Origin of the sequence: Paenibacillus sp. SAFN-117, from assembly GCF_051966115.1 — a bacterium.
GTDB classification, from domain to species: Bacteria; Bacillota; Bacilli; order Paenibacillales; family NBRC-103111; genus Paenibacillus_L; species Paenibacillus_L residui.
Genome location: NZ_JBQCLK010000001.1, coordinates 236,377 through 253,649, shown reverse-complemented (window position 1 = coordinate 253,649; position 17,273 = coordinate 236,377). Strand labels below are relative to the sequence as shown.

At 49.7% G+C, this 17,273-nt stretch carries 15 protein-coding genes; 9 read left to right on the top strand and 6 right to left on the bottom strand.

Annotated elements, in window-relative coordinates; genetic code table 11:
- Window positions 1-16: 16 nt before the first annotated feature.
- Together ACTHRH_RS01105 and ACTHRH_RS01100 are read left to right on the top strand one after the other, a co-directional pair.
- Window positions 17-1,438 carry an aldehyde dehydrogenase family protein gene (locus tag ACTHRH_RS01105; protein ID WP_144938441.1) on the top strand — a complete coding sequence of 474 codons (1,422 nt, stop codon included), beginning with the start codon at window positions 17-19 and terminating at the stop codon, window positions 1,436-1,438.
- A 100-nt stretch (window positions 1,439-1,538) separates the two neighbouring features.
- Window positions 1,539-2,105 carry a YkoP family protein gene (locus tag ACTHRH_RS01100; RefSeq protein ID WP_440413655.1) on the top strand — a complete coding sequence of 189 codons (567 nt, stop codon included), beginning with the start codon at window positions 1,539-1,541 and terminating at the stop codon, window positions 2,103-2,105.
- A 111-nt stretch (window positions 2,106-2,216) separates the two neighbouring features.
- Here ACTHRH_RS01100 and ACTHRH_RS01095 read toward each other — a convergent pair whose 3' ends face one another.
- From ACTHRH_RS01095 to ACTHRH_RS01085, 3 genes are all read right to left on the bottom strand, one after another.
- Window positions 2,217-3,092: a metallophosphoesterase gene (locus ACTHRH_RS01095; RefSeq protein WP_144938444.1), complete on the bottom strand. Its 876-nt coding sequence runs from the start codon at window positions 3,090-3,092 to the stop codon at window positions 2,217-2,219.
- A gap of 62 nt (window positions 3,093-3,154) precedes the next feature.
- Window positions 3,155-4,621: an alkaline phosphatase family protein gene (locus ACTHRH_RS01090; RefSeq protein WP_440413842.1), complete on the bottom strand. Its 1,467-nt coding sequence runs from the start codon at window positions 4,619-4,621 to the stop codon at window positions 3,155-3,157.
- A gap of 106 nt (window positions 4,622-4,727) precedes the next feature.
- Window positions 4,728-5,522, bottom strand: a complete 795-nt coding sequence (locus ACTHRH_RS01085; protein ID WP_440413652.1) for an endonuclease/exonuclease/phosphatase family protein — start codon at window positions 5,520-5,522, stop codon at window positions 4,728-4,730.
- Window positions 5,523-5,609: 87 nt separating this feature from the next.
- On the opposite strand from ACTHRH_RS01085, the gene ACTHRH_RS01080 reads away from it, so the two are divergent.
- Entirely contained in the window at window positions 5,610-6,725 is a 1,116-nt protein-coding gene (locus ACTHRH_RS01080; RefSeq protein WP_144938453.1) for an MGDG synthase family glycosyltransferase, read from the top strand.
- Between the two features lie 166 nt (window positions 6,726-6,891).
- Here ACTHRH_RS01080 and ACTHRH_RS01075 read toward each other — a convergent pair whose 3' ends face one another.
- The gene (locus ACTHRH_RS01075) at window positions 6,892-7,692 is read right to left on the bottom strand and encodes a collagen-like protein (RefSeq protein WP_225312494.1); all 801 of its coding nucleotides are present in this window, start codon (window positions 7,690-7,692) and stop codon (window positions 6,892-6,894) included.
- A gap of 289 nt (window positions 7,693-7,981) precedes the next feature.
- Here ACTHRH_RS01075 and ACTHRH_RS01070 point away from each other — a divergent pair, with 289 nt between their 5' ends.
- A complete protein-coding gene (locus tag ACTHRH_RS01070) occupies window positions 7,982-8,461 on the top strand; it encodes a GAF domain-containing protein (RefSeq protein ID WP_144938456.1) in 480 nt (159 codons plus the stop codon).
- A gap of 189 nt (window positions 8,462-8,650) precedes the next feature.
- On the opposite strand, the gene ACTHRH_RS01065 is transcribed toward ACTHRH_RS01070, so the two are convergent.
- Complete coding sequence (locus ACTHRH_RS01065; RefSeq protein ID WP_144938458.1) at window positions 8,651-10,003, bottom strand: arsenic transporter; 1,353 nt, start codon at window positions 10,001-10,003, stop codon at window positions 8,651-8,653.
- Between the two features lie 401 nt (window positions 10,004-10,404).
- On the opposite strand from ACTHRH_RS01065, the gene ACTHRH_RS01060 reads away from it, so the two are divergent.
- The 5 genes from ACTHRH_RS01060 (at window position 10,405) to ACTHRH_RS01040 (ending at window position 16,030) form a co-directional block, all read left to right on the top strand.
- Window positions 10,405-11,835: an MBOAT family O-acyltransferase gene (locus ACTHRH_RS01060; protein WP_379290449.1), complete on the top strand. Its 1,431-nt coding sequence runs from the start codon at window positions 10,405-10,407 to the stop codon at window positions 11,833-11,835.
- A 10-nt stretch (window positions 11,836-11,845) separates the two neighbouring features.
- Entirely contained in the window at window positions 11,846-12,916 is a 1,071-nt protein-coding gene (locus ACTHRH_RS01055) for a hypothetical protein (protein ID WP_144938464.1), read from the top strand.
- A 122-nt stretch (window positions 12,917-13,038) separates the two neighbouring features.
- Window positions 13,039-13,914: a polysaccharide deacetylase family protein gene (locus ACTHRH_RS01050; RefSeq protein WP_379290451.1), complete on the top strand. Its 876-nt coding sequence runs from the start codon at window positions 13,039-13,041 to the stop codon at window positions 13,912-13,914.
- 68 nt (window positions 13,915-13,982) lie between these two features.
- On the top strand, window positions 13,983-14,546 hold the full coding sequence (locus tag ACTHRH_RS01045; RefSeq protein ID WP_144938470.1) for an RNA polymerase sigma factor: 564 nt from the start codon (window positions 13,983-13,985) through the stop codon (window positions 14,544-14,546).
- Window positions 14,540-16,030, top strand: coding sequence for a DUF4179 domain-containing protein (locus ACTHRH_RS01040; protein ID WP_144938473.1), 1,491 nt, complete (start codon window positions 14,540-14,542; stop codon window positions 16,028-16,030). Before ACTHRH_RS01045 ends, ACTHRH_RS01040 begins: the two co-directional genes overlap by 7 nt.
- A 573-nt stretch (window positions 16,031-16,603) precedes the next feature.
- Here ACTHRH_RS01040 and ytaF read toward each other — a convergent pair.
- Window positions 16,604-17,203 (bottom strand): sporulation membrane protein YtaF, encoded by a 600-nt coding sequence (gene ytaF, locus ACTHRH_RS01035; protein WP_144938476.1) that lies wholly within the window; start codon window positions 17,201-17,203, stop codon window positions 16,604-16,606.
- Between the last annotated feature and the right edge of the window lie 70 nt (window positions 17,204-17,273).

The following is a 17,273-nucleotide window of genomic DNA, read 5'->3' as shown; positions in this document are numbered from 1 at the left end:
AAGGAGTGGGGGAACTATGCCGAAGCATTATCCGCTTTGGATTAACGGGCAGTGGACGGAAACCGGGGAAAAACTGGAGGTTCGCAACAAATATACGGGAGAGGTGATGGGAACGGTCTCCGTTGCCGGCAAGGAACACGTCGATCAAGCCGTTTCCGCGGCATTGGAGGCATTCCGTACGAACCCGTTATCTCCTTATCGCCGTTATCAAATATTGAAGAGAACTAGCGAACTGCTGCTGGAGCACAAGGAGGAAATCGCCGGAATTCTGGCGGGTGAAGTGGGCAAAACGCTGAAGGAAGCTCTGGTAGAAGTGGAACGGACTTCCCAGACCTTGGAGGTCTCGGCGGAGGAGGCCAAGCGGATACAGGGCGAAGGGATTCCTGTAGAAGCATCCCCCGGGGCGGAAAACCGGCTGGCCTTCACCGTGCGCGTTCCGGTCGGCGTCGTTTGTGCCATCGCACCTTTTAACGTACCGTTAAACCTGGTTGCGCACAAGATCGGACCGGCTCTTGCCGCAGGCAACACGGTGGTGCTTAAGCCGGCCAGCGTAACGCCGATTGTGGCGGTCAAATTGGCCGAGCTGATGATCGAAGCCGGATTGCCCCAAGGCTACCTGAACGTAGTCGTCGGTTCCGGGTCGACGGTTGGAGATTGGCTGGCCAAGGACGAAAGAATCAGTCTGTACACCTTCACGGGCAGCCCGGCCGTTGGCAGGAAGCTCAAGGCGGAGACAGGCCTGCGCAAGGTGCTGTTGGAGCTCGGGAGCAATTCCGCGGTCATTGTTCACCGGGATGCCGATCTGGACCTTGCGGTGTCGATGTGCGTCGGCAAGAGCTTCGGCAATGCCGGCCAAGTCTGCATTTCGGTGCAGCGGATCTATGCTCATAGTGACATTCATGACGAGTTTGTCCGCCGCTTTGTAGAAGAGACCAAGCGCCTGAGGGTGGGCGATCCTTATGACAGTGAGACGGACATCGGTCCGATGATCAGCGAGAAGGAGGCTGCCCGGGCGGAAGCATGGGTTCAGGAGGCCGTCATGCAAGGCGCTTACCTGGCCTGCGGCGGAACCCGTGAGGGCGCGCTGTTCCAGCCAACGGTATTAACCGGTGTGCATGATGACATGAAGGTTTCCTGCGAGGAATTGTTCGCTCCTGTCGTAGGCATTGCCGTATATGATGACCTGGAAGATTGCATTTGCAGAATAAATACTTCGCGTTACGGACTGCAGGCCGGTATTTTCACCACGAACATCCATACGGCGTTCAAGGCGGCGCGCGAAATTCATGTCGGCGGCGTCATGATAAACGATGCTTCCCAGTTCCGGGCAGACCTCATGCCTTATGGAGGCGTCAAGGAAAGCGGATGGGGCAAGGAAGGGCCCAAATATGCCATACAGGAAATGACGGAAGAGCGGATTATCGTGTTGAATTTATAAAGGAAGTCGGGGCGAAATTTGCACTGAAATTTCCACCCATGAATCTTCATTCTCCAAGAAAAAATAACAGCATGATCATTTCTAAAAGGGGAATATGTTCATGTGGATTAGATGGTTTGCGGTATCTGTTTGGACAATCATGGATCCGATCTATTTTGCCTGCACGAGGCTGCGGTATGTAGGGCAGGAAGGGGGAGGCCGCATCTTCCGGGTGAGAATGACATCGTACAGAGGGGGAAGTGTTACCTTATCGGATGGAGTGGCCATCCATAAGGGAGATACGTTGCTGAAGATTCATCTGTATAATGTCCATCTTTTCAAAAGCATGATTACCATGCGCAACGATGTAGCCCGGGCGAGATATTTGTATCGAATGGTCGAGCAATCGCTGCCCGATCTCGCCGCCTATGTCAGTAATCATCCCAAATTTGACGAAATCAAAGGCCTGATCGGGATAACGGGATTGAACAGAGGGTGTGGCGGCTTGGGCTTTGAAACGGTGCAAATTCCAAATTCATTTTACAAATGTGTAAAATTTTTATCAATGCTGCCCATTTACTTTCTATCTTCCCATCGACCGCTGAGGAATTTGAAAAAACAAGTGCCCGCCTATTTATTTTTGTCCAAAGAGGCTTTGTTGTCCCGATATGGAAAGCCTGTCACCTGAAGCCGGTCAAGCTTCAGGTGATTTTTTTTCCAAAAACCTGTTCTTATATTTCATTGGTAAACGCGCCTGTCCAAAGGACGGCGATAGCCGTTGATCCTTGCAAGCGAACCTCTAAATAGCCCGGGCTTTCTCCTGCGTAAGGGAAAGGTCTGATTCGGGCAGAGACAGCCGGTGAAGCGTAATTTCCGGCCGGCTCCCCACCCGGATATTAACTCCGGTCTGACCTAATCCTTCACTAATATAAAAGGGCTTGCCATCGTAAACATGCAGACCTTTAATCATGTTCATCCGGACCAGCTCACCCATTTTGACCAGATGATAAGGCTTGGGCCAATGAATTTGCCCCCCGTGAAAATGTCCGGAAAGCAAATAATCGAAATGGAAATTTTTCATATGCAGAACGATATTCGGATCGTGGGTGAGAACGAGCCGATAGCCGCTGCTTATTCCTCTGTAGGATTCGGCTATTTGACTCCGCTTCGTGCTGAAGTCATCAATTCCGATAATATTCACCAGTTCGCCGTTGATATCCAGGGTTTCGCTCTCATTTTGCAGCGTTCTGCAACCGTATTGCTCCAATGTTCTTTGCAACGCGTCGAAATGCTCCCCTTTAAGAACGTAATCGTGATTGCCGAATACAGCGTACATTCCATAAGGGGCCTTTAATTTATTTAAAATCTTGAGGTAGGGAATCAATCTGGGAATCGTTCGTTTCCGATCGAGAAAATCCCCGGTGAGGGCAATAAGATCGATAGGCTCATCTTTCAGCTTATCGTATAATTGTTCCGGGGAAATGGAGATATTCTCCAAATGCATGTCGGATATATGCAGCACATGGATATCCAGACCGTTCCCGCTCCGATTATTGTTCAATGTTTTGTTCAGGTCAACCCGGTTGACGGCTACCTGCCGCGTGTTTACATTAGCTTTGTACAGAAGCCAACCCAGGGCGAGCACAACCCCTCCTATAATTAAGAATTGTCCCATTATACTAACCCCTTTCTATATATCAAGTATAGAATGGGAAGAAGGAGATGGACAGCGGTAATTCATGGTGCCGCAACTTTGTGCCCGAACAGCTCCATTACAAAATGCTTCAGATCCACCAGCCGTGGAGGCTCCTTGACCGGATGCAGCGTACCCGCCACGATCAGGGGGATGAATGAATCATATTTATGCAGAGAGCCGTGGCTTCCTCCGTTTAAATGAGTAGGATGATGGCGGCTCTTAAATTCATACCGCGGCCGTGCCGTAATGACGATCATCGGGATGTCTTGGGAATATAAGGCTCCGTATAGTCTGGAGAGCACATCCGGATAATCCCCATAATGGATCCGGCTACCCTCCGTACGTAAATCCAGCACCTCCCATTCGCCAATAATGTCCCAGGCCGATTGATACATGTCCATGTAAGGCCCGCTTCTGGCGAAATAAACCTCTCTTCCGGACCCTCCTTCCTTGACCCGGACTCCATCGGCTTCTTTCCAGGCAATAAGATCGATACGGGCCTCCCCGACCAGCTTCTCTATCACTTCGGGTTCGATGGCTGGTTTTAAAGGATAAATATAGGCCATTCGTTCATTATTGCAGACAATTAACTCATGGCCGGCCACATGTTCCCCCAGTTGAAGAACACGAAAGGAATGAAGCAGCCGATCCAGATCGATGTTGAACTGCTTGCCGCGGCCGATGCGCGTCTGTCCGTGATCACTGATGATAATAATAATATTCTGCTCCAATGCCCGATCCCAGGGGCCGAAAGTATCCAGAAGACTTTGGATATGCTTATCCACCTGAATCAACGAGCTTTCGGCATGGGCAGGATTGGATTTATGGACCCTATGATCGTTATCCGGGAGATAGGCAAGCGTAAAATCCGGCTGCTCCCCCGATTGGATCAAATGCTTAAGAACGCTTACCGCATACGAATCGTTGATTCCGTATAATTGTCCGCCTCTTCTCAAACGGGCCGGAATATGCCGTTCGATCTTCGTATCGGCCATGGCGCCGAGAGTGAGGATATCGGGTCCGGATATGTCCTGGCGGAAGCGAAATCCGGTAGCGAGATGAACCAGAAACGGAAGCCGGATCTTGTGCTTCCGGCTTCCCCGGTGAACCATGGCGTTAATGGAGGCGGAAGATACGCCCAATTTATCCAGTTCTTCGAACAAAGTGGTGGTTTGCTTGCTCAGATGCTTCTCGTTCAAGCTGTACAGAACATTCTGTGCACAGCGGGTAATTCCCAGCTTGCGGACACACTTCCAACCGTTGATGTAATTGACGATCGCTTCTTCCTCCGGGCTGTACCAGATCAGTCCGGGTACCCGGTGAACATCGGGGTAGACTCCGGTAAGCAGGGAACTGTCGACCGATGCGGTCATGGTCGGGAAGACCGTTACGCAATTCGGCCAGTACCTTCCCCTCGATATTAGAAACTGAAGTGCCGGCGCGGTTCTATGCCGGATACAATCCTCCAATGTATCCGGCATCAGAGAATCCACTAACAGGACGATCACTTTTTTCAAACGGCACCCCCACCCTTCCTATTAATCTGCTTTTCTCCGTGTAATACAGAAAAATATTATGTTTGCTATCCCCGGAAATCGGATAATCCCCCTGCCTTCAGCTTCTATCCCCCTCCGAATGATTTGCCTCTTCGATGCTGTTCTGCACTTTCAAAACGGCCTTGACCGGCAGGTGGTCCGAAGCGACAGGCATCATGCGGATAACTTCGGCTGACACAATATGTAAATGATGGCTGACGAAGATGTAATCCAATTGAACCTTCGGCCTAAGGGACGGATAGGTGGGACATGGGACGGCGGAAGCTTGATAACAAGCATCGGTCAGCCTCTTCGTCAATTTCCTCCATAGTCTGGAGTGCGGCTTGGCATTGAAATCCCCCAATAAAATCGCGGGGAGGTTCGCTTGTTTCATCCGCTGAAGAATCATATGGGCTTGTTTCCATTGGACAAAAGGAATAAGGCTTAGGTGAGTGACATACAAAGCGATCGGTCTGCCATTTATTAGAATGCTTGCTTCCAAAAGAGCCCGGTCCTCCAATTTCAAGGCAGAGCTTGCAAAAATGTAGTTTTTATGCCCAATAATCGGAAAACGGGACAGAAGCGCATTGCCATATTGACGGGAGTGAAGGAGACTTGTTTTTCTAGCCGGCTTGCTGCTCATTGCATAGCCAAAAACCGAGTTCATTCCCAACCGTTCTGCCAGCCATCCCAACTGATCGACATAGCCGCTTCTCCGGGAAAAATGCTTGTCCACTTCATTCAGCGCAACCACATCCGCTTGGCAGTGTTCAATGATGCGGGCGATCCTTTCCAGATCCAGTTTTCGATCCGTTCCAATGCCATGATGAATATTAAAAGTCAGCACGGTAATTTCCATTTTTTTACTCCGCATAATCTTCAATTTACTTCCTGTATTATTGCCAGTTATCCCGTATATATTAATGAAAATCAGGGTTAGTTCGACAACGGGGGCTGTCAGATGGTTAAGAAAATTTTATTCCTTCCCTTTTTAAGCCTGTCGTCCGGTCATCATCAAGCCGCCGATGCCATGATCGAGCATATTCGGCAAATCGACCCGTCGATCGTCTGCGAGAAGGTCGATATTCTAAGTTACAGCTACGGCAAAGTGGAGCAGTTGGTCTCCGCCATATACCTGAAATGGATTCATTCCGCTCCCTATATTTACAGTTGGATTTACCGCAAAACCTGTATGAAAGGCAACAGGATGCTTAGAAGATATTTTTTGTACGAACAATTATTTTTACATTTTATGCAGAGATTAATACAGGACAGTCGGCCCGATTTCATTGTTTGCACTCATTCGCTGCCTTCCTATCTTTTAGGACAGCTGAAGCGAAGAAATAGGCTGTCGATACCGATAGCCAATGTATACACGGATTACTTTATCAATAATATTTGGGGGAGGGAGGAAATCGACTATCATTTCGCTCCGGACTTCCCGGCGAAGCAATGGCTGGAAGCCAGAGGAGTGCCAAGCGAACGAATTATCGTTACCGGCATTCCCGTTCACCCCCGGCTTATGACTCCCCGCAGCAAGCATCATTCCGGTTCTGGATTAACGATACTGGTTACCGGAGGCAATCTCGGAGCGGGGGCCGATGTCATCCGTTCCGTTCTCGCTTCGGCCGGAACATCGGACAAGGTGAACTATATCGTTCTTTGCGGCAAAAACCGGGAGCTGTATCAAGCCATCCGGGGCCTCAAGCGGCCTCAAATCGTGGCGATGCCCTATATCGAATCCCGCGAAGAAATGAATTCTCTATATGACCAAATCGATGCGGTCTGTACGAAGCCGGGAGGGGTAACGGTCAGCGAATGCCTGGTCAAACAAATACCGATATTTGTTTATCATACCCTGCCGGGGCAGGAAGAAATCAATTTGCAGCATCTGCTCGGGCAGCAGCTGGTTATACCTTTGGCCGACTGGGAACGCGAGGGGATTGAACATCAAATGATCACTTTATGGAATAATAAACAGGGTCTGATTCAGCTTCAAAAGAGGATGGAGGAGTACCGCTGTCAGATGACCGATTTAACGCAGGCATTTCACCAAATATTCTCTTCCCTGAAATAAAAGAAAACCCCGTCTCATTATTATTGACGGGGTTTCTCGTATTCTTTATTCCGAATATAGTCTAGTTCCGCGAAAAAATTAGTATTTTGTCCAAGCAAAACAATACCGGCTAGCATTTTCTATAGTATAGTGATTGTAAGATTTGATAGCAGATAGACTCTTGAATCTATGCTATTTTCTCGATAACGATAGACGCGCTTACGGTGGCCGTTCCTCCACCTATAGCACCCTGTAAAGTCTGGACTCCCATATTGTCGATCCGGTTCAAGGTCAATACGCCGCCGGCTGTCAATTGTGCAACGACCTGCCCTTGGTACGGCTGATTTCCGGAGCCTGCACCGTAGTTGCTGCAAGGGACTAGAGCGGCAGGTGTCGGGCCGGCCGCGTCCGGATCGAAGAACAAGCCGAATGCGGAGTTACCGGCGGTCGGGAAGACTTCCCAGCTGATGTTGTATAGACCCGTTTCATTGATGTTAATAGTGGAGGGAGCAGCGAACGTAATTGCCGGGCCATTGATAACGGAGTTATTGAACGTTACGGCTCCGCCTTGAGTTGTGGGGGCCGGCGCAGGTGCCACGGTTTGGGACACCGTGCTGCACAGGAAAGCGGAAGAAGCGATCCCTCCCGCAGGTCCCTGGGGTCCTTGCGGCCCCTGAGGCCCCGGTACTCCTTGGGGTCCCGGAATTCCTTGCGGTCCTTGCGGCCCCCGCGGCCCCGGTACCCCGCGTTTAATTACCTTCTTGACGATGACGACTTTTTTACGCTTCTTCGGAGGGCAAAGATCTATTTTCTTCTCTTTCTTCAGATGGCAGAGATCGATTCTCTTCTTCGGATGACAAAGATCGATTCGCTTTTCTTTTTTCGAGTGGCAAATCACGGCCTTCTTTTTGCTTGAGCAATGAACGGTTTTCTTCGGTCGGCAGAGACTGCTTCTGCCGCATATTTTTTTTGGCTTACGAATAAGCAATATAAACACCTCCCTAAAGTTATGATTTATCGTATGGTGTGACTCTATCTTATGGTTGGACTTCTATCCCCCGAAGTAGTAGACTGGAATCTATTTTCTCCGAAAGATAGGTAATAATACTAAGAGAATTGTCCCGCCCGAGCGCTGCAACCACGCACCCGAACCGAACGAATCTCCTGCAGCCCTTTTTTTGATAAAAATTGGAGAACAAGCCTCCTCCCATAATTGATTGGAGGAGGTGAAATAATGATATAATATATGGACATTATCGAAAAAGCAGGTGGCAGTGATGTTTCAGCTTCAGGAATATAAAGGAAGCAAGGAGGAGCAGTTTGCACTGGCAACGGCTCAGCTTATTGCGCTTGTAGAAGGCGAGAGCAGCCGGATCGCCAATCTGGCGAACGCTTCGGCTTTGCTCGGGCAGTTTCTTAAGGATATCAACTGGGTGGGATTTTACCTTATGGAGGGAGATCAACTGGTGCTGGGCCCTTTTCAGGGTCTGCCTGCTTGTGTGCGAATCCCTCTCGGGCGCGGGGTCTGTGGAACGGCCGCTCTTCAGAGACGGACGGTTCGTGTGGATGATGTCGAACAATTCCCTGGACACATCGCCTGCGACGCCGCTTCCCGCTCGGAAATCGTCATTCCTATGATCAAGGATGGGGAATTGCTCGGGGTGCTGGATATTGACAGCCCGCTTAAGAACCGTTTCGACGAAGAGGACGAGCGGCTTCTGGAGCAGTTTACGGCTGAGCTCGTTAAGCGGTTATGAAGCCCGGTTCCTTATTATAGAACATAGAGGCCGGGATGGCGGCTGTCATGCTGAAGAGCCGAGCGCTCAAGCCAGATTTATCCCGACAAAGTAAAAGAAGAGATAGATAAAATAGATGAAAAAGGCAGGCTATCGCTTAGCGGGAGCCTGCTTTTCTTTTTTATCCTTATTGAACCGCGGGCAGCAAAGTTAAAATAACCAGATCACCCAGTAAGCAAGAAGGACCAGGGTGAACAGGACGGTGAACGGGATAACCGCATAAGTCACCTTCAAGTACTGCCCCCACGTTATTTTCACTTTTCCTTTCCTCAAAATATGCATCCACATGAGTGTAGCCAGCGTCCCGATTGGCAGAAGCAGCGAACCCATATCGCTGCCTATGACACTGGCCAAATACGAGATTTTCAGAGTAATAGGATCAAGATCCATATTGGTCAGCGCCAGAGTTCCTACCATTAGGGCAGGGTGGTTGTTGAACAGATTGGACAGAACGGATAACAAGCCTCCCATCAGAATGCTTGCGTGAAGCAGGCTGCCGGAAACAAGCGGCTGCAGAATCCGGATCAGCATATCGGTCAATCCGATATTATGCAGTCCATAAATAATGACATACATCCCGAATGCGAAGATCAAAATGTACCAGGGCGTCTTCTTGATCATGTCGACGGGCGCCACTTTAAGAAAGTACCAGCGCCAGCCCAGCAATAGAATCGAACCGATGACCGCCGTTAACGATACCGGAAAGTGGAAGTAGGAGGCGACAAAGAGGCCGATTCTTACCAGAAAGACGAAGATTAGAATGTTACGCATGAACAGGGTGCGTTTTTCCTTCGGAATAAGGAGTTTATCGTCTTTGAGCGGGTGCATACCGGGGGAACCGGCATAACTCCAGTATCCGGGAGCCGGCCTCGGCAGCCTGCGCGGAAGAACCCGATAGAAGCTGAGAAAAAGCAGGGTCGTCAGCAGGAGAAGTCCGAGCGTAGCCGGAATGAACATCATGGCGGTATGCATGTAGAGGTCCATGTCAACGATTTTCAGGGCAATCAGATTGACGATGTTGCTGACTCCTATAGGTGCGCTGGAGGCTGTTGCAATTAATGCTCCGGAGATGAGATAAGGAATTTTCTGGTGGTTTTTCAGACCCAGGTTATGGAGCAGCATTAACAGAATGGGAGTCGTAATCAAAATGCTCCCGTCGTTGTTGACGAACAAGGTCATCAAGAAGCATAGCAGATTGGTATACCAAAAAAGCCGGATGCCTGATCCTTTGGCTTTGATAGCCAAGTTTTCGGCCGCCCAATGGAAAAATCCGAAGCTTTCCAGCACGATGGCCATCACGATGGTGGCCATGATGGTGATGGCGGCTCCCCCTATAGTTTCGGTAATGGTCCCCAGATCCGATAGAGAGACGCTTCCGCTGAGGAAGACAAGAACCGCACCGATCATCGCGGGAATGGCTTCGTTCACTTGAGGGCGCCAGAAGATAAAGGCGATCGTTAGCAAAAAAGATATGATCGTAAGGGGCACCGTTAAATCGTTCATTAGGTTTAACCTCATTTCTGCCGATAGTTTAAGAGGTTCCGCTAATCATCTAGTATTTCATCTCCCTCCTTTATACTTGTCTGTAATAAGTATTTGCTGTATGTATACGTATCTGGCACGACCTTCGCACTAAGCGCATTTCTCAATTTCTATTATTTTCAACTACTAGCGTTCCCGGCCATCGGCCCTCCCCGGAAATCTATCATCTATCGGCATTTATTCCTAATCTCCTTCCATAAATTCTATGAAAATACCCGTCACCGTAAGAAACGCAGATGAACCAGCCATAACTGCTGCTCGTCTATAATGAGAGACGTCTCCGGGCAACACCCGGGGTTATTACATCGCGCCTGTCCAAAGGACGGCGATAGCTGTTTATCCTTGTTTAAGGGGTCTTTCCTATGATTTTTTCATCCTACAGCTTCATATTTGTATTTCTCCCCGTGACTTTGCTCGTTTACCGGCTGCTGCTCTTCTGGAAGAAGGATGCCTTGTCCAAATTATGGCTGGTGGCAGTCTCCCTCTACTTTTATGCCCAGGGAAGCCCCGAGTTCGTGCTGTCGTTTGCGGGGGTCATTCTCTTCAACTATGTTCTGGGCAGCAGAATTCGCAGGCTGCACGTATCGGACAATAAGCAGCACCGGTCCAAGCGAATTCTGCTCGCCATCGGGCTGGCTCAAAATCTGGCGTTGTTAGGCTACTATAAATACACCAATTTTTTTATCGAAAATGTTAACGCACTCACCGGCGAATCGCTCGCCTTGAAGTCCATAGTTCTGCCGCTCGGCATTTCCTTCTTCACTTTTCAACTGATTGCTTATCTGGCGGACTGCTATAGAGGCAAGGTGGAGGAGCATTCGGTCATCGATTATTTGGTATTTATTACTTTCTTCCCGCAATTGATCGTCGGGCCGATCGTTCATCACGGTGAAATTATTCCCCAACTGAATCAGCACAGGAGGCGGTTCTTTAACCAGGCTGAAGTTATGCTGGGCATGTTTCTGTTCTCTATCGGCTGCGCCAAGAAGCTGGTGCTGGCCGATCCGTTAACCGCCTATGCGGAAGGCTTCCTGGCCGACCTGCCGGGAGCGGATGCGCCGACGGGATGGACGGCGGTTCTCAGCTACACTCTGTCGTATTATTTCGACTTATCGGGCTATGCGGATATGGCAATCGGCCTGGGATGGTTATTCGGAATCCGGCTGCCGCACAACTTTGACTCGCCCTACAAAGCGAGAAATTTCCGGGAGTATTGGCAGAAATGGCATATGACGCTGTCCAGATTTCTTGGCGACTACATCTTCCGCAGCCTCTACCGGAAAGAGGCCGGAAGCGGAAGGTTCTATACGGCTGTGCTCGTGACTTTCCTTGTTTCGGGGATTTGGCATGGGGCGGGGTGGCATTTTGTCCTATGGGGGCTCATCAACGGCATTTTCGTTTGCGCCGCCCATTGTATGACCCGAAATAAGCTGCGCCTTCCTTTTCTGCTGGCCTGGGGGCTGACCTTCGCCGGGGTTGTGGGAACGAGAATATTATTCGTCTCGACCGGGTTGACTCAGAGCATGGAAATCTTCCGCAAGCTGTTTTCCTTCCGGGACATTTTGGACGCTGCGGATGGGGGGATGCGGCTGGCTTCTTTTGCCGCCTTTAACTTGTATCCCATCCTTCTGCTGATCATAGCCATAGGCATCGCCTTGTTTGCCAAAAATACGAGAGAAATGACGGAAAACTTCGTTCCGAGCCGTAAGCATGCGGTCTGGGCGGCGGTTTTGTTTACGCTCGCTTTGTTCCATATGACAGAGGTATCCGATTTTCTATACTTCCAATTTTGAGGTGGGGATCATGACATTCCGTAAGTGGGCAGTTCTCTTCAGCGGCGCTATGCTGGCTGCCGCCGTCTTGCTCGGTCTCTTCAATTATGCTGTGGACCCGTTTGGCGTGTTCGGGGACAAGCTGTTGAGATGGCATTCTTATAATATGGTGAATAATCCCCGTATCGCCAAGATTGCCTACCTGGATCAGTATCATGAACGTTATGATTCTTATATTATCGGGGGCTCGAAATCAAGCTCGCTGGACCCGGCACTGCTGAATCAATACTACGGGGATGCGAAATTTTACAGCATGCTGATGTACGGAGGGGACTTCCACGATTATGAGAAAACCCTCTATTATCTCGTGGAGCATTACGAAGTCAAGCACATCGTTCTTCATATGAGCTTGCAGGAAATCAGCCACTATAATGTCAATTCCGAGAGCTTCGATCCGAAGAAGAACCTGCATGCCAAAGTATCCGGACAATCGCTCGCCGGATTTTATTTCCGTTATTTAACGCTTCATCCGAAATACAGCCTCTCCAAGCTGGAGGGCTTGGCCAGAAGGGCCGTAGATCCGGACGAGTTTACCCAAATCAAGCCCGAGGACGGAGTTTATAACAAAGTGAAGAGGGATGCGGAAGAGCTGGGGAGCATCGAAGACTTCCTGGCCAATCATCCCGATTATGCCCTTCCCATAGGGAGGCTTGACGCCTCTGCCATGCATCAAAATGTGAAGGCATTAAGGCGGATGAAGGAATACTGCGAGGCAAGAGGGATCAGCTTCACCTTCGTGGCCGGTGCCGCCTCCGATACCGAGATGGCAAGCTACTCTTTGGAGGATTTAAAGAAGTACTGGATCGCACTCGCCGAAGTAACGGACTTCTGGGATTTCTCGGGCTATACGCCGATCAGCTCCGACCCCAGAAATTTCTACGACTCCATGCATTATAGAAACAGCGTCGGCCGGATGATGCTGGCTTATATGTTCCAAGACGAAACGGTTTACGTCCCGCCACAGCTTGGCCATTATACGACGAAGGAAAATGTGAAGGAGCACAGCGAGAGAATTTTTACGAAACCGCCCGTGGATTCGTGATTATTTTCACAAGATATGGGGGCGGGATGCGTTTATTCCTATTAAAGCTTTGAACCGACAGAGGGTGCTGTTCGCCTATAGATTATCAAACTCTGACAGCCAGAAATCTATAGGGGGCCATTATGCGAAGAATAGTTATCCTGATCTTGACTTTAGTCTTACTATCGGTGACAGCCTGTGCGAGCAGGGCGGAGACCATGCGGCAAGTCGGCCCGATTTGGTATGAAAACCAGGCCATCGTCCTGCTGTATCATGATGTGGTCGATTCCGGTGAAGGGGGAGCGGCGGACGAAGTCTCAACGATCCGTTCCGATCAGTTTGAGGCTCATTTGCTGGCTATGAGAGATAACGGCTACCGGATTATCTCCATGGAGGATTTTGTAGAGTTCATCCTGAATCAGAAACCGATCCCCGCCAATGCCGTCGTCATTACTTTCGATGACGGGTACGAAAATTTCTATACTCACGCATATCCCATTCTGCAAAAACACGGAGTGACGGCGAGCAATTTCATTATCGGAATTTATTCGGACACTTATTATCCGGACGCGGAGCCCCATCTAACTTGGGAACAGATGAAGGAGCTGAAACAGAATGGGATGGGAATTTACAGCCACACCTACAACCTGCATCGTACGGCGAATACGGGAACCGATCGGGTGGAATCGGCATTAACTCATAAACTGTTCCTGGAACAGAAAGAGAGGTTGGAAACCGATGACGAGTTCAAGCGAAGGATTAAGAGTGATCTGGAGTTTATGAACCGGCGGATTGCCGATGAGCTCGGGGAGCAGACGCCTCTGTTAGCTTTTCCCTATGGCGAATATACCGATTTGACGGTAGAATTAGCCGAGGAGGCCGGGATTCCCATCTTTTTTACAACCCGGGAAGGGATTAATTCCTCCACAGATAAGCTTGTATACCGAATTAATGCGGGGGAGCCTTATATGACTGCCGAAGCTTTGATTCAAATTTTGCAAAAATATAGCCAAACTTGAAAAATGAATGAACCGATCTTTCGTTTGGTTCGCCTATATAGAGCAGGTCTAATTGGAAGGTGAAGCAAATGGATAATATAGAGCGATTGGTAGGGCAATGCCGCGATGGAGATAAGGAGGCCTTCTTCCAGCTGGTAGAGCCGCTGTTGGGGCGTGCTTACCGGACGGCGTCCGCTATTTTGCGTTCCAGCCATTTGGCGGAGGATGCTATGCAAAATGCTCTTATGGAAGCTTATCAAGCCATTATGAATGGAAAGAAGATAAGAAATTTTACAAGCTGGTTCAATCATTTGGCGGCATGCCGTTCCCTTGATCTGGCCAGGCAAAGGTCCAGGCTGGCCAGCCGATCGGGAGATATTGACGAGGTCCAGCTTCCTGACGAACAGGCATCTCCAATGGAGGAGGTTCTGCAGAAGGAACTGGGGTCCGAGCTGTGGAATACGATCATGTCCTTGGATATTCACCACCGCTCCGTCATCGTCTTGTACTATTACCAGGAGCTGTCTATAGACGAAATAGCGGATGCCCTGGGCATCAAGAAAGGGACTGTCAAATCACGGCTGCATAATGCGAGATTGAAGCTGAGCCGCCTGGCCACACCATTAAATCCCAAGCAGGTGATCGGATGTTAGACAGGAAGGAAGAACAGCAATTTAAGCAACAATTGCAAAATTCTATAGATGAAGTTCCGGTTCCTGACTCTCTCCTTCAATTTGCCAAAGAAGTTCCCGCGAAGTACGAGCAGAGAAGCAAGGAATGGGCACCGCGGGCACATCGGACCAGAAGGAGGGTGCTTCCCAAAGCGGCCGCCGCCTGTGCGATATTGGTGGTTACCTCACTGGGGGCCATGCACGCTTCGCCGACCTTTGCCGAATGGATCAAAGATATCCCCGGGTTTTCCATTGCGGCGAAATGGCTGGATCTCATTCCCGGGGAAGATGGAGTCCGGAATGCGAAAGCCCATCATTACAGCCCGTTCGAACCGGTCGTGAAGCAGTTCGACGATATAACCGTCAGCATCACCGACGTGTATTTAAGCAATGACAAGCTTACTTATAAAGTGTTTATCAAGTCGAACAATCTTACAGAACATTCTTCCGCCAGAGAAGACGGCACTTATGCTGTGGATGAGAACGCTTATTCCTATTTCGTCACCGCTCCCGATCTTTCTGACCAGAGCAGAGGAGGCGGCGTGGTGATTCCGTCCGACGATGAGGCGAAGGAGCCGACGCAGATTATTTTCAATACGATAGATTTGAAGCCGGAGGACGTTAAGAAGTTTCTGGACCGGAAGCCGGAGGAGCTTGCTTTTCATATCGGTGTTTTGGGAAATCGCTCCAATTTGGTGGATACTTTGGAGATCAAGGTTCCTTTTAGACATACGGACTGGCTGGAGGACCGGATCATTCCGCTGAATCAACCGATCGCTGTGAACGACGATCCGGATCTGCAGGAGCTTGTGCTGGAGAGGATCAAGATTACGCCGACCGATACGTATCTCGATGTGAAAATTCCGGACTTCTCGAATTATTACCTGGCATTTGGCAGGTCCGAACCGTATCTGACCGATAATAAAGGCGGCATTTATCCGCTGTCCTATGACAGCCCGCACGATATCACCAGAAATAGGCAGGGAGGGGACGGAAACCTGCTGGTCTTCACATCCTCACCGTATTTCGACGAGTCGGTCACGAGCCTTACCCTTCATTTGAATGGAGTCCTGCTGACCGAAAGGGAGCCGAGCGCCAGGTTTACGATTTCTCCAAACGATTCCTTCCCGAAGGAGGTCTCTTTCAAGGGGAAAACATTGACCATAACGGATGCCTATTATGAAGACGTCTATTTGCATTTGAAAATCAAGAAGGAGCCGTCCGGCGGCAGCGGGTTAGGCATTCGGTTCAGCGCGGCGGAAGTCGCTATATGGGATGACCCCGAGCTGAGGAAATGGAGTGCCGCCGGCAATCCGATCGATGCGGGGTATGCCAGAGAACTGGATGACGACTTCTACGAAGCGCTCATCATTTCTCCCAAGCAAGATGTCTATGACATCGGGATGAATCGGGTCGATGATTATCTTCCGCTGAACCTGGAGCTTCCGATTGAACTGCCTCGATAAAGATTAGAGAAGATATGAAAAAGTACATTCAAAAAAACAGGCTTCGCTTATGGCGGAAGCCTGTTTTTTTTGGTATAAGGCGTGTATGCCGCGAACGCGGCATGGACGTCCGGCCTTGAAAATCCGTCTATTTTTATCATCTGCTGTTGCCGCGGTCCGAGACATGGGGGTCTAACTGGAAAAAACTAGGGCGATCAAGGGCGGTAGATGGAAACTAACTGGATTTCCTACAGTTAGTTTGCTCCATCAAGGGCGATAGCCGGAAACTAACTGGAAAAACTAGGGTGATAGCCGGAACTAACTGGATTTCCTACAGTTAGTTTGCTCTATCAAGGGCGATAGCCGGAAACTAACTGGAAAAACTACAGCTAGTTAGTGGAAAAAGGGCGATTTCAGCCAAAAACCCCGATTCTAAGTGTAGTTTTTCCATTTACTTTAATCACTTTCTATCATTCCCTTGAATCTACCTGTATAAAATACAGTTAGATCGTCGGCAATAGAAATCACGTGGGGGGTACGGATGATGAGCAGAGTGAGAGGCCGGCTTAGCCCAGTAAGCCAGAGCTCCCTTAGTCAGTTGAAAAGAGCGGTGAATGCCACCAGCAGCAGCAGAAAACCGCTGATCAGCGTTCCAAACTGTCCTATCGTAAACCGGCCGATGCGAACGTGAGTCAGCTTTACGCCAAAAGCGACTCCGGCCCAGACCGTCACGAAGCTGCCCACTGCGGCCAATATAGAAATAAGAATCGGAGAGAAGCCGAGCAGGCCTGCGCCGACTCCGTTGGTCAAGGCATTGGCGGAGAGGGCAACGCCCAGCACTATGGATTCAACCAAGCCGATGCTTTGGGAAGGGACGGCTGCGGCGTGGTCCTTGGCCTCCGCTTTGTGCTTGGAGCTTTGATTTTTCCGGGGGACGGCCAACAGCATGATCCGGATTCCAATAACGACCAGGATGAAGGATCCGAGGACTACGGGAAGAATCCCGGGCAGAATTTGGGATATCCACAGTCCGAAATAAATGCCGCATACGCTGAAGAGAAAACAAATGACGGCAATCAGCAGGTTCGACAGCAGGCTGATCCGAATATTGCGTATGCCATAAGACAGTCCCACACCCAAATTATCAATGCTTGACGAAAAGGTTAAAGCCGCAATGATAAGCCATGATGTCATTTCAACAAACTCCTTTAAGTTTTTTTTCCACATAGGAATCTTGAAGTTCTTTACAGCGTTAATATGATGT

What these genes read in the sequence shown, in the direction of transcription:
- ACTHRH_RS01085 (WP_440413652.1), bottom strand. Translation starts at nt 5,522, where the DNA reads ATGCGGAGTAAAAAAATGGAAATTACCGTGCTGACTTTTAATATTCAT.
- ACTHRH_RS01100 (WP_440413655.1), top strand. Translation starts at nt 1,539, where the DNA reads ATGTGGATTAGATGGTTTGCGGTATCTGTTTGGACAATCATGGATCCG.
- ACTHRH_RS01065 (WP_144938458.1), bottom strand. Translation starts at nt 10,003, where the DNA reads ATGAACGATTTAACGGTGCCCCTTACGATCATATCTTTTTTGCTAACG.
- ACTHRH_RS01045 (WP_144938470.1), top strand. Translation starts at nt 13,983, where the DNA reads ATGGATAATATAGAGCGATTGGTAGGGCAATGCCGCGATGGAGATAAG.
- ACTHRH_RS01050 (WP_379290451.1), top strand. Translation starts at nt 13,039, where the DNA reads ATGCGAAGAATAGTTATCCTGATCTTGACTTTAGTCTTACTATCGGTG.
- ytaF (WP_144938476.1), bottom strand. Translation starts at nt 17,203, where the DNA reads ATGACATCATGGCTTATCATTGCGGCTTTAACCTTTTCGTCAAGCATT.
- ACTHRH_RS01040 (WP_144938473.1), top strand. Translation starts at nt 14,540, where the DNA reads ATGTTAGACAGGAAGGAAGAACAGCAATTTAAGCAACAATTGCAAAAT.
- ACTHRH_RS01070 (WP_144938456.1), top strand. Translation starts at nt 7,982, where the DNA reads ATGTTTCAGCTTCAGGAATATAAAGGAAGCAAGGAGGAGCAGTTTGCA.
- ACTHRH_RS01095 (WP_144938444.1), bottom strand. Translation starts at nt 3,092, where the DNA reads ATGGGACAATTCTTAATTATAGGAGGGGTTGTGCTCGCCCTGGGTTGG.
- ACTHRH_RS01105 (WP_144938441.1), top strand. Translation starts at nt 17, where the DNA reads ATGCCGAAGCATTATCCGCTTTGGATTAACGGGCAGTGGACGGAAACC.
- ACTHRH_RS01060 (WP_379290449.1), top strand. Translation starts at nt 10,405, where the DNA reads ATGATTTTTTCATCCTACAGCTTCATATTTGTATTTCTCCCCGTGACT.
- ACTHRH_RS01080 (WP_144938453.1), top strand. Translation starts at nt 5,610, where the DNA reads ATGGTTAAGAAAATTTTATTCCTTCCCTTTTTAAGCCTGTCGTCCGGT.
- ACTHRH_RS01055 (WP_144938464.1), top strand. Translation starts at nt 11,846, where the DNA reads ATGACATTCCGTAAGTGGGCAGTTCTCTTCAGCGGCGCTATGCTGGCT.